Raw genomic sequence first — 12,429 nt, 5'->3', positions numbered from 1 at the left:
TCTTCAGCTTGTTGTTGGGCTGCTGCTTCGGCTGCTAGTCTAGCTTCCTCTTCAGCTTGTTGTTGTGTTACTGTATCAACGTCTGCCTGAACTTGGGTATTAGTATTGGTTTTTGATTCTGCCAATGCGTTTGCTTTGGCTTCCCTTTCAATTCGGGCTTCCTCTCTAGCTTCTTCTCTGGCTAGTGCTCTAGCTTCAATTGCTAATCTTTTTTCTTCTAATTCTAAAGCTCTTTGTTCTGCCAACTCTACTCTAGCTTCAGCATCTAACTTTGGTTTGCTGGATGAAGCAAGTGTGCGCTTTTTCTGTTTTTTAATTAGTAAGGCTTCTTCCCTATCGTCACCACTGTATTTAAATCTGTTTCTAGTATTAAATTTATAAGCCAAGGTAAATTCATGTGAAGAACCAAATGTGGCTAAATCACCTATGGCTTTTTCATAATTATACTCCAACGAGATTTGTTTGGTAACATTCATTCCAATACCTCCTGTTATGCCATAAACAGAATTATAGCCCAATTGCCCCCAAATACCTCTTGGAACCATTAACATAGCAATACCTGAAAAAATAGCTTGATCCTTTTTAAATTCTGATTTAAATAAGGCCGAAAATTTACTTTCATCAAAAAAGCCTCGACTACTCATATATCCGGTATACATAATATGAGCCTGAATACTTTGTTGTGGATCGTCCTTAATTATTTCTGATGTATTTAAATTGTATTGAACAATATTATTTACCGAAAGCCCAAAATCGAAAAACACCAATCCGTAATTGATACCTGGACTAACTGTAAAAATGGAGTTTTTAGAAATATTATCTAACGAAGGATCTGGCTGATTTGTAATAACATTTCCTTCATTAATACTACTGGTATAAAAACCAAGGTTTAATCCAAAAGTTAAATTACTATCTGCTTGAAGTTGGGCATTGTAAGCAAAGTTTAAAATACCACCAAACGTGGTTAAAACACCATAATTTTGTTGAAATAAGCCAACACCAACACCAATATTTTCACTGTAGCGACCCGTATAATTTACTAAATAATTTACTGGTGCATCCTCAAATTGCACCCATTCTCTTTTATTTGTTATATTAATATACGTGTTCTGTTCTCTAACAAAACTGAACGTTGGATTTATTATATATCTATTAAATTTTAATGAACTTCTTACTGGTATAGCTAACGACACAACACCATCCTCCTGGGAAAAGGAAAACTGTGTAGTACACAAGGTTATAGCTAGAACGAGTAAAAATGCTCTCATGTTATTTTATAATAGTTATTGAACCTTTTTTGGTTTTATTATCAGTAGTGGTAATCACATAGTAAAAAACAGGATTTACACTATTAAAATTGATTTCGTTTTCTGGCCAATTATTTTGATAATCGGTTGTTTTTAATGAGACCTTGCCGTAAGCATCCATAATTATTACTTCCGTATTGGTTCCACTGACATAGTCATTAGGAATTATCCATGTATCGTTGATGCCATCGCCATTTGGGCTAATCATATTTGGAATTTTCGCTACTTCAGGAAATAGATCTTCTGGTGCTTCTATTTCAAATAAAAGCTCTTCTGAAACTATACACCCTGTTGTTTGATTGATAACAACTTTATAATTTCCGAAGTCAGTAGCATCATAGGTGTTTTCAGTGGCATCAGGAATAAGAATATCATTTAAATACCATTGAAACTCTGGATTATTAGCAGAAGTCGTTACTTCCACATATAATGTATCTCCTTCCTCCATGGTGTTCACTTCGTTTACATTTAAATCACTTGTAAAACCTTCACTCACTAAATCAATAGTAGCTGTTGTAGAACAGCTGCCTAGATCAATATTAACTGAAAAAGTACCTGATTCCGTGGTATTAAAAGTTTGATTTGTTGCACCAGAAATAGCTTCACCATTTAAAAACCATTGATAACTATTTCCTTCTGTAGTTGTTAATGTTGTAGGACCTCCAGCTGGACAAAACGGATTTCCCAAACTAGACACAATGGCAGTAGTTGAGCCTGAAGTAGATTCTGATACCGTAACACGATTAGAAAACGAATCAGAGGTACACGTACCATAGTCTGTTTCTACAAAATAAGTTCCTGGCTGACTAACCGTTAAGGTTTCACCATCTGCTACAAAGACTGAAGTTGAAGGACCTGTTGCTCGGTACCACTTAAAATTTAATGATGGATAATTTAAAGGAGAATCGTTTAATCCTGTGCCAGGATTATCTATTGTTAAAACATAACTTCCACCTGCACAATAGGTAGCAACTGGAATTAAATTGTTAATTGAAAACGGGGTGTCTTGTATTTTATAGTAAGCAGCAAATGTAGACGACCCTGAGCTTGTGGCAACAGGAGCCGTACTTTTTATGCGTATTCTGTATGATTCACCAGATGTATTGGTTGGTAAACCAAAACTTAAAGTAGCTGGTGAAGTTGTAATTGCTCCTGCAGTAGAAGTAGCTACCACAGTAGGTGTAGCAAAACTTCCTGTAGCATCTGACAATTCCACTTGGAATTGATTGGTAGGGTTTAATCCAGATTCAGGAGAAAAACTAAAAGTAACATTAAATGTGTTAAATGAGTCATTAGCACAAGCCTGTGTAAAACCAATATTTGGAACACCAATTGCTATTTGAGCTTTCGTGTTCTGAATACTTATAAGAACAAAAAAACACAATACAAAAAAAGATTTTTTTACAAAAGTAGTTTTATTCATACGCTATCAATATTGGTAATCTATACTAAACATGAGTTTATTTCTAAACGTCCTGTTTGTAAAGTTGAGGGAGATTTATTTATAGGATTAATTAAACAAAAAATCAAAAAAGAAAATTCATTTAATACATTGGGTTTGTTAAAAGTTGAGAAATTAATCGTCGTTAGATGCTATAATTTTATTGATACGTAATCTGTAATCAGGTTTTCTGGAATCCGTTATATCTATAAATGTTTCAACATCCATACCTTTAGAGTAGACATTAAAGAAACTACTATTTCCATACCAGCTTTCTAAATCTTCATTATTAGATTTATATTCCGTAAAAATGTTTCCGTTGCAATTATTGAAATACATTTCTGTAAATCTCACTTTATCCAACGTTTCGCTATTAATTGGAATTTTATTTGCCAAAAGTACAGCAGGATTAAACCCGGAAATGACACTTTTATTCATATCTAATTCAGCAAATTCATCTATAAAAATAGCTTCTTTAACTAAACCTAGTTCTATTTCAGATTGTAGTTTGTTACTGGCATTTATGAATGTTAAGTTAGTAGCTAAAACTGAAGTCTGCTTTTTTGAAAAGTCAATTTCTTCTCTGTCGTTTTTAAAAGAAGCCACATTTAAGCATCTAGAACCATCAGGACTAGACACATATGATGATCTAACAGCCAAGGAATTGTATAAATTACTTTGTGCTCCATAATTAAAATTATAGTCTATTCTATTAGATTTGTAAGAAACGGCTTGACTTATATTTACTTGTCCGCCATACACATCGAAAGAATTACCAGCAGAAAAACTAACCATGATATTTTCTAATACTGTTTGGCTACCAACACCTGCCAATAGTAAGGCATTAAAATTATCACCGTCTTTTAATTTTTTTCCAGCATATTCAATTCTTACATAACGCAAAATACCTGAATTACTTTCTGTGTTTTCGCCTCCATAGCTAATATGATCATAAGAAGCAGCCTTAAAATCGTAATTCACAGATGAACCATTTCCATATTTATTAATAGGTGCATCTCCTAAAATAATGATTCCGCCCCAATCGCCAGCTTTTTTTACACTTCTATTAGAAGTAAAAACTATAGGGTCTGTGGCCAAGCCATCTGCTATAATGGTTGCGCCTTTGGAAATGATTAATGAACCATGAGATTTAAAATCTCCAATAATAACAGTTCCAGGTTCTATAAATAGTGTGGCACCATTAGTAACAAAAACATTTCCTAATAGCAAATAGGTGTTTTTCTTTACCAATTTGGTATCGGTTGTAATTGTTCCAGTTAAAATTTCTGTGGCTTCACGGTATTCGTTTAATTCAGGTTTAAATTCTGTCCAAGAATCTAACCAATTACTAGTGCCAATAATCCCTTTTTCTTGTTGGGAGAAAGAATTAGAAAACACTAATAAAAAAATGCATAAGAGTTGGGGCAAATTTTTCATAGTTAAAATAGTTATTTATTAATCATAAATATTCTTTTTATTATAAATCAAACATAAATATAAATTCCACCAAACACAAATAATAACGACGAAATACATAAATCAATTTGTTTTTAAAGTATTTTCTTACAGAATTGGTGTTACTTCTTGATTTAGGCTGCATGAATTGTAATATATACTTCAAGTTGGGCTTGATAAAGAAGATGATATCTTTGTTTAAGTCCTGCTTCTATAAAATGATTTCCAGAAAACTGTAAATTGATACACTAATAAAAGGTATGAATTATAACATTAAATGAGAAAACAGATTATATAACAAAATTTTAGTTTCTTTATAATAAACTAGAATCTGTTGTTTTCGCTATAAATATGAAGCGCCTTTAAGGTTTCCTCATAGAACAAGATTGCAGCAATTAAATTAGATCTATCGGAATAGGGCAAAATTTTATTCTGAAAATCCATAGTACTTAAAAAGTAATCTCTAGTAGCATCAATTTGGGTATCTAATGCCGTTCTATTGTCTTTCGTATCTGGAATACCAAAAGTAGACATGGTTACACCAGGCTTTGTTGCAAAAGCGATATACGGTAAAATTTTAATGATAATTTCAATCCGTTCATTATATAGTCCAAGCAAAACACCTTTTTGCATCTGCTCAAGTTCTTTTCTATCATGATATTTAGAAATACCAACATCTTGGCTAATAATACTTTTTGGGGCATCTTTATTTTGAGCAGTTGCAACGCCTGCCATTAAGAGACAGGTTAAACAAAATAGAGTAATTTTAGATTTCATGTTGTAGATTTAGGGGTTTAATATCACAAATTTATGTAATTAAACGAAAAAAACAAGCATTTTGTCGATTATTTCATGTTTGTACAACATTTTTATGTTTATGACGAGAAATTGATTCTCTAACATTCAGAAAATTATATATTTAAGAAAACTTTAAGAATATCTTCAATACTTAAAATGATAATATTTTTTTCAACCTTATATATTTACGGCACAATAAATGTTAGTACCTTCGTTATATTAAAAACTAAACTATATGTATAAATATTTTGTCCTTTTGCTGCTTTTTGCATCCACACTAGGTTTTACGCAAAACACAGCGGTTTCAATGACTGAAACATTAAAATTTACAGCTGCCTATAACATGTCTGGGATTATGACCGATTTAGCTGAAGTAACGATGGAAACCAGTCCAGTTAAAACATCAAAAGCCACATTGCTACGCTTAAAATGCACCGCAACCACTTACAGTAAATGGGATAATTTTTTTAAAATTCGCGACTTATATGAAAGTTATGTGAGTCCAACAACCTTAACACCATACCTATATAAACGTGATATTAATGAAGGTGGCTATTATAAGTTTATGCAATATAAATTTAAACATAAGACTAAAACAGTTGAAAGTATCAAGAAAAAACGTCGTGGTGATGGTACGATTTGGGAAGAAAAGAAAAATTTAAATATAGGTAGTTCTACCAATGATATAGTAACAACTATCTATAAAATTCGAAATTTAAATTTAGATCAAGCCACAAGTGGTAAAAGTTTTCCATTAACAGTACTTTTTGATAATAAAGAATATAAAATTACAGTAGTGTATTTAGGGACCGAAGCCATAAATACAGCAATAGGTAAAAAATCTTGTTACAAATTAGGAATTTCAGTAACTAACAGTTCCGTATTGAAAGGTTCTAATGATAATTTATTGTGGTTAACTGCTGATTCAAATAAAGTGCCTGTCTTTGCCAAATTTAAAATTGCTGTTGGCAACGGAGAATTAAAAATTAAATCGGCTTCTGGATTAAAAAACTAAAACTATTATGAGAAAACTATTTATAATTTTAAGTTTAATTGCAGCCGTTTTAGCGGTTATTCTATCGGTTTTACCATTATCAAACCTGGCATTCATACCTGCCATATTAGCACTTGTATTTGGTTTAATAAGCTTTTATTTATCTAACAAGCATAATAAACCAAAACACAGTATTAAGCTTGCTTTTTTACTCACCATAATCGCATTATCTTTAACTACTTACAAGGCAATATTTAGTACTTCAGAGGTTGGTAATACAGAACAATTGGAAGAAACAGAACAAAAATCTGAAGAAGAAGCCATTGAAGAGTTGGAAGATTTAGATATTGAGGACATAGATTTAGAGGACTTAGAGGTTGAAGAAATTGATATAGAAGATATTGACATGGAAATCTAATGACATTATTATCTTACAATTTTGAAAGATAATACTTCGGTATTATCTTTTTTTTTGCTTTATTTATAAGCTAAAATGCTATTAATGAAAGGACTTGTTATTGCTTCGGCACTTACATTAGTTGGTTCTTGTGCCACAACCCGATATTCAACAAAAATTGAAAACATAAAAAACAATATCCAATTAGCCGATAGTGTTACGGTTATGCGCTATGCTAATACCATTACAGCCAAGGAATTAAAAACCCACCTGTACACCTACGCTTCCAATGCCTTTGAGGGCCGAAAAACCGGAGAACCAGGTCTGAAAAAAGCTGCACAATTTTTAAAAACATACTATCAGTCTCAAAATATCCCTTCACCCATCAAGGATTCTATTTACTACCAATCTATTTCAAAAGACTATTTACCCAATAATATAAAATCAACTGAAAATGTACTCGCCTTCATTAAAGGCGCTGAAAAACCAAACGAAGTTGTTATAATATCTGCACATTTAGACCATTTAGGAATTGAAAACAACCAAATTTTTAACGGTGCAGATGATAACGGATCTGGTACAACAGCACTTATGGAAATGGCACAAGCCTTTCAATTAGCAGCAAATGATGGCATTTTACCTAAACGCAGTATTTTGTTTTTACATGTAACAGGCGAAGAGTTGGGTCTTTACGGTTCTCGTTATTATATTGAAAATCCAATTTTCGATTTAGACAATACCATTGCCAATTTAAATATTGATATGATAGGTAGAGTTGACGAAAAACACCAAGCAAACCCAAATTATATTTACCTTATTGGAGCAGATAGGATTAGTAAAGAACTACACTTTATATCTGAAAAAGTAAATAACACCTATTTTAATTTAGATTTAGATTATACCTATAATGACGAAAACGACCATAACCGTTATTATTTCAGATCAGATCACTATAAATTTGCTTTGCATAATATTCCTGTTATTTTCTATTTTAATGGCGAGCATCAAGATTACCATGAAGCAACTGATACACCAGATAAAATTGAATACGAATTGCTAGCAAAAAGAGCTCAACTCATTTTTATTACAGCATGGCATTTAGCCAATAAGGAACATGATTTAATTCATAATGATGACATGTAATGGCGTGTTAAAGTTTGTTAAATGTAAATAGACTTTTAATTGAAATGAGTGGTTTTTTCGTAATATCGCATATCACACCTTTTATTTTATTAAACAATTAATATTACTGACCTATTATTATGAAAAAAACAGTCATTTTTTTAAGTGCTACTCTTTTAGCATTTAGTTGCGGATCAACACAGGAAAAACAAGTTGCTACTAAAGCATCTGAACCTGCAAATCCTATTGAATACGCCAATACTATAACATCTGCGGAATTAAAAGATATGTTATATACTTATGCTTCTGATGAATTTGAAGGCAGGAACACTGGCGATAAAGGTCAGAAAATGGCTGTTGAATATTTAAAGCAACAATACATTTCAATGGATGTTCCCGCAGCAAAACAAGACGGTAACTATTTTCAAAATGTCCCTCTAGAAGTTATGGAAGCACCTAAAGTGAACTTAACTGTTAATGGGAAAGAATTTAAAATGGTTGATGATTTTGTTTCCGCTTCAACATCTAACAATGGATCATTATCAGTTAATGATATTGTTTTTGCAGACTATGGAATTGATGATGAAAAGTATAATAGTTACGCAAACCTTAACATAAAAGGTAAAGTGGTTTTAATTAAATCTGGCGAACCAAAAATGGCAGATGGAAACTATGTGATTAGTGGAACGGATGAAAGTTCAAAATGGTCTAATTTCAGACAAGAATATGCAGCAAAACGCGATGCAGCAAAAGATCGTGGTGCTGCTGCTGTTTTATTCTATTACCCTGAAATTTATGCTATGGCAGCTCAACGATTTGGTGGTTCTAGCGGAAGAATGTCTTTAAGAGGAGATGCTGATACCATGTTTTACTTTTTAATTAATACAGATTTAGCCAAAGCTATTCTACCAACAATTGAAACAGCTACCAAATCAGAAACACTTGATGTACCAATGAATGTTGAGTATATTAATGCTTCTAATGAATTCTCTTCTGAAAATGTTGCTGCTTTTATTAAAGGCTCTGAAAAACCAGATGAAATTATTGTTATTTCGGCACATTTAGATCATGAAGGCATTAAAAATGGCGAAATCTATAATGGAGCTGATGATGACGGTTCTGGTACTGTAGCTGTAGTAGAAATTGCTGAAGCGTTTAAAGCAGCAGTTAATAATGGACACAGACCAAAACGTTCCATATTATTTTTACATGTTACTGGTGAAGAAAAAGGCCTTTTAGGTTCCCGTTACTATACAGATACAGATCCTATTTTTCCGTTAGCAAATACGGTAGCCGATTTAAATATTGATATGATTGGCCGTACGGATCCAAAACGTACTGAAGGTTCCGATAATTATATTTATTTAATTGGTAGTGATAAATTAAGTACCGAATTACACAATATCTCTGAAGAAGTTAATAAAACTTATATGAATATTGAATTAGACTACACGTTCAATGATGAAAATGACCCTAATCGTTTTTACTACCGTTCAGATCATTACAATTTTGCTAAAAATAATATTCCTGTAATCTTTTATTTTAATGGAACGCATGATGATTATCATAAGCCAAGTGACACACCAGATAAAATCCGTTATGATTTATTAGAAAACAGAACCAGACTCGTATTTTACACAGCATGGGAGTTAGCAAACCGTGACAACAGAATAAAAGTAGATAAGATCGTTGAATAACATTAAAACATAAAGTATTAAAATAGCCTTTTAGACAACATCTAAAAGGCTATTTTTTTTACTGTAAACAAATCTTAAACATGTATATTTTATGCGCTCTTTAGTCATTTGAAAGAGCTCAATAAAACAAGGTAATAGCAACAAAAAAAGCCTTTCAGAAATCTGAAAGGCTTTATCATTTTGGGTGGAAGACGGGATTCGAACCCGCGACCCTTGGTACCACAAACCAATGCTCTAACCAGCTGAGCTACAACCACCATTTTAATAGGTGTGCAAATGTAATTTAAATCCTTTTTTCTACAAAGTTTTTTTTCAAAATTATTTTAAATCAAACAAACTTTTTACAGCTGGATAGCGCTCTACTGTAAATCCTTCAGCATGATTAACACCAACAATTCTGCCTAAATCTCTAGCTCTATAGTCCACACTATCAGTGAAATTCTTACTTGAAATAGGTGTTTCAGGCTCTTTACTTTTAGCATTAAAAAACTGGGTTTTATACGCATAAACAGCTTCTAATTTTTTTTCTATATAATCAGAAATATCAACTACAAAATCAGGTTCTATATGTTTCCATTGTATGTAATGATAAACAAACTTTGGTCTCCAGGGTTCTTGATAACCATCAAAGTCTTCACATTTAGTGTCAATTTTAAGCAAACCGCTTAAAAAACAAGCGTCACTAACTAATTGACTCCCTTTTCCATGATCAATATGTCTATCTGTTACTGCATTACAAAGCACAATTTCTGGCCTGTACTTACGAATCATTTTAATAATCTCTATTTGATGTTTACGGTCGTTTATAAAAAATCCGTCTGCAAACTCCATATTATCTCTTATGCTTACACCCAATATTTGCGCCGCATGAGCCGCCTCATTATCCCGCGTTTCAGCAGTCCCTCGGGTTCCTAGCTCGCCACGTGTTAAATCAATTATACCAACTTTTTTTCCATTGGCTATTTCCTTTGCTATAGTTCCTCCACATCCTAACTCTACATCATCAGGATGAGCACCAATAGCTAAAATATCTAACTTCATATTGCTTCTGTTTTCGTTTTTAAAATAGCCTGTTCGATATCATCTATTAAATCTTTTTTTGATTCAATGCCAACCGAAAAACGAATTAACTGATTACTAATACCAATAGCATCTCGTTCCTCCTGTGTTAAAAGTGCATGAGACGTTAAATATGGCGATAAAACTGTACTTTCCACACCTGCTAAACTCATGGACGATTTAATAAGTTTTAAATGCTTTTGAAACTTTAAAGCGTCTAAATGCCCTTGTAGCTCAAAGGACATCATTGCTCCAAAACCATGCATTTGCGATTTAGCTAAATCATATTGCGGATGAGATTTAAGTCCTGGATAAAAAACAGCTTTAACATCTGGGTGTTTTTCCAAATAAGAAGCTAATTTTTCAGCATTTTTTGTTTGTTTTTTAACGCGTAGCGCCAAGGTTTTCATACTACGTTCCAACATCCAAACAGTGTAATCACTTAAATTACCACCAAAGTTTTTAGCTACATGCCAAATTTGTCCAATTAACTCATCTGAAGCCGCTAATGCTCCTGCCAAAATATCACTATGCCCTCCTAAATATTTAGTAGCTGAATGCATAATAATATCGATGCCAAAATCAATTGGATTTTGGTTAATTGGGCTAGCAAATGTATTGTCGATACTCGTTAATATATTATGAGTCTTACCTAATTCTGCTATACCCTTTATATCCGTTATAGTAAGTAATGGGTTTGAAGGTGTTTCTATATGAATTAGTTTGGTATTAGGTTTTATAGCCGCTGCAAAGTCAGATACCTGGTAACCATCTGTAAAAGTAAATTCAATACCATATTTAGGGAACTCTTCACGGATAAAATGACTGGCACCTCCATATAAAGTGTTTTGAACCACTAAATGGTCTCCAGATTTAAGAAAGGTTAAAAAAAGAGCACTTAACGCTGCCATTCCAGAACCAAAAATTAATGCCGACTCTGTATGTTCTAAAGTTGCTATTTTTTTAGCAAGATGTTCTTGGTTTGGCGTATTAAAATATCTTGGATAGCGTTTTACAGCTACGTCATCAAACTCATAGGATGTTGAAACATATATTGGTGAAACAGCACCTTTAAACTGCTTATCTTCAATCTCACCTATATGAGTACAAATCGTATTTATACCGTATTTAGAGTGCTTCATAAATTCGTGTTTTTTTAAAAAACTAAATTACAAATAATCTCAATCTAATCCTTCACAATTAGTCTTCGTTTTAAGCATTAATTCATAGATATTTATGCCAAAGTTATATGAAATAAAAATATTAGATTGATAATGAGGCTTTTAACATATTTTTAAAAAATAATTGTAAAATTTTCATTATATTTACGATTATGACTTCAACAGAACTACAAGAAAGTACCACATTTTTAAAAGAATCTTTAACCTATTTAGAGAATTTAGGTTATTACAACATCAAAGCCGATATGGAAGGTTATGAATCACCTAAATCCTATCATAAAAAGGGTTCTGATGTAACTATTACGCCAAATATTGTTGCTGAAAAAGCTGGAAGAAAACATTATTTTGAAATTAGCTTAAAATCTGACGAACAGATTTTACTTAAATCTAAATGGCGTTTTTTAGATGTATTAACACGTATGAAAGATCATCGTTTCAGAATTATTACGCGTCGTGGTCATTACAAGTTTACACAAGACATGTTGGACGATTTAAATATGGATAAAGACCTTATTAAACTGTAAAGCTTACCTCCTATTTAGATTTAAGTAATTTATTTTGTTCCTCCATTAAATCTGTTAATTTAGTGAGCAACTCAATATCTTTTGGTGTGGCAACAGTTTTGTTTTTCGGATCTTGCGATTTATTGCGTAATCTATTTAAAAACTTTACAATTATAAAAATAGTAAACCCTACAATTAAAAAATCTAAAAAAGCTTCACTAAAGGCACCATAACCAATAGCAACTTCATCAACTACCGTTTCTCCTGAATTATTCAGAACTGCCTGACGTAAAATTATACGTTTGTCTTGTAAATTTACACCATCAACCAACAAAGATAAAGGTGGTAAAAATACTTGCTTAACTAATACATCAACCAACTTATTAAAAGCTGCTCCTATAATGATACCGATGGCCATGTCCATCATGTTACCTTTTACGGCAAACTCTTTAAACTCCTTTAAAAACTTCATGTT

12 protein-coding genes and 1 tRNA gene are annotated in these 12,429 nt (G+C 32.3%); 5 read left to right on the top strand and 8 right to left on the bottom strand.

All coding sequences use genetic code 11. The features are described from left to right. The 4 genes from BM239_RS15405 to BM239_RS06580 form a co-directional block, all read right to left on the bottom strand. On the bottom strand, positions 1-1,268 hold a 1,268-nt coding region (locus BM239_RS15405; RefSeq protein WP_177208994.1), incomplete at its 3' end, for a PorP/SprF family type IX secretion system membrane protein. 1 nt (position 1,269) lies between these two features. Beyond that, a complete protein-coding gene (locus tag BM239_RS06590) occupies positions 1,270-2,730 on the bottom strand; it encodes a T9SS type B sorting domain-containing protein (protein WP_092206886.1) in 1,461 nt (486 codons plus the stop codon). A gap of 153 nt (positions 2,731-2,883) precedes the next feature. Then, positions 2,884-4,185, bottom strand: coding sequence for a hypothetical protein (locus BM239_RS06585; protein ID WP_092206885.1), 1,302 nt, complete (start codon positions 4,183-4,185; stop codon positions 2,884-2,886). 342 nt (positions 4,186-4,527) lie between these two features. Beyond that, positions 4,528-4,980 (bottom strand): hypothetical protein, encoded by a 453-nt coding sequence (locus tag BM239_RS06580; protein WP_092206884.1) that lies wholly within the window; start codon positions 4,978-4,980, stop codon positions 4,528-4,530. A 256-nt stretch (positions 4,981-5,236) separates the two neighbouring features. On the opposite strand from BM239_RS06580, the gene BM239_RS06575 reads away from it, so the two are divergent. From BM239_RS06575 to BM239_RS06560, 4 genes are all read left to right on the top strand, one after another. Further along, positions 5,237-6,016: a DUF3108 domain-containing protein gene (locus BM239_RS06575; protein WP_092206883.1), complete on the top strand. Its 780-nt coding sequence runs from the start codon at positions 5,237-5,239 to the stop codon at positions 6,014-6,016. Positions 6,017-6,023: 7 nt separating this feature from the next. Continuing rightward, positions 6,024-6,413 (top strand): FUSC family protein, encoded by a 390-nt coding sequence (locus BM239_RS06570; protein ID WP_092206882.1) that lies wholly within the window; start codon positions 6,024-6,026, stop codon positions 6,411-6,413. An 84-nt stretch (positions 6,414-6,497) separates the two neighbouring features. Further along, on the top strand, positions 6,498-7,535 hold the full coding sequence (locus BM239_RS06565) for a M28 family peptidase (protein ID WP_092206881.1): 1,038 nt from the start codon (positions 6,498-6,500) through the stop codon (positions 7,533-7,535). A gap of 119 nt (positions 7,536-7,654) precedes the next feature. After that, complete coding sequence (locus BM239_RS06560) at positions 7,655-9,211, top strand: M28 family peptidase (protein WP_092206880.1); 1,557 nt, start codon at positions 7,655-7,657, stop codon at positions 9,209-9,211. A gap of 182 nt (positions 9,212-9,393) precedes the next feature. Here the strand turns inward: BM239_RS06560 and BM239_RS06555 are convergent. From BM239_RS06555 to BM239_RS06545, 3 genes are all read right to left on the bottom strand, one after another. Beyond that, positions 9,394-9,469 (bottom strand) — tRNA-His (locus BM239_RS06555). 60 nt (positions 9,470-9,529) lie between these two features. Then, positions 9,530-10,252 carry a bacillithiol biosynthesis deacetylase BshB1 gene (gene bshB1, locus BM239_RS06550; protein WP_092206879.1) on the bottom strand — a complete coding sequence of 241 codons (723 nt, stop codon included), beginning with the start codon at positions 10,250-10,252 and terminating at the stop codon, positions 9,530-9,532. After that, positions 10,249-11,412 (bottom strand): trans-sulfuration enzyme family protein, encoded by a 1,164-nt coding sequence (locus BM239_RS06545; protein ID WP_092206878.1) that lies wholly within the window; start codon positions 11,410-11,412, stop codon positions 10,249-10,251. Before BM239_RS06545 ends, bshB1 begins: the two co-directional genes overlap by 4 nt. A gap of 191 nt (positions 11,413-11,603) precedes the next feature. Between BM239_RS06545 and BM239_RS06540 the strand changes: the two genes are divergently transcribed. Next, a complete protein-coding gene (locus BM239_RS06540) occupies positions 11,604-11,975 on the top strand; it encodes a hypothetical protein (protein ID WP_092206877.1) in 372 nt (123 codons plus the stop codon). A gap of 10 nt (positions 11,976-11,985) precedes the next feature. Here the strand turns inward: BM239_RS06540 and mscL are convergent, their stop codons facing one another. Further along, positions 11,986-12,426: a large conductance mechanosensitive channel protein MscL gene (gene mscL / locus BM239_RS06535; RefSeq protein WP_092206876.1), complete on the bottom strand. Its 441-nt coding sequence runs from the start codon at positions 12,424-12,426 to the stop codon at positions 11,986-11,988. Positions 12,427-12,429 lie beyond the last annotated feature (3 nt).

The sequence above is a fragment of the Algorimicrobium echini genome (genome assembly GCF_900115185.1).
GTDB lineage: Bacteria > Bacteroidota > Bacteroidia > Flavobacteriales > Flavobacteriaceae > Algorimicrobium > Algorimicrobium echini.
This window is presented reverse-complemented; position numbering and strand designations above follow the sequence as displayed.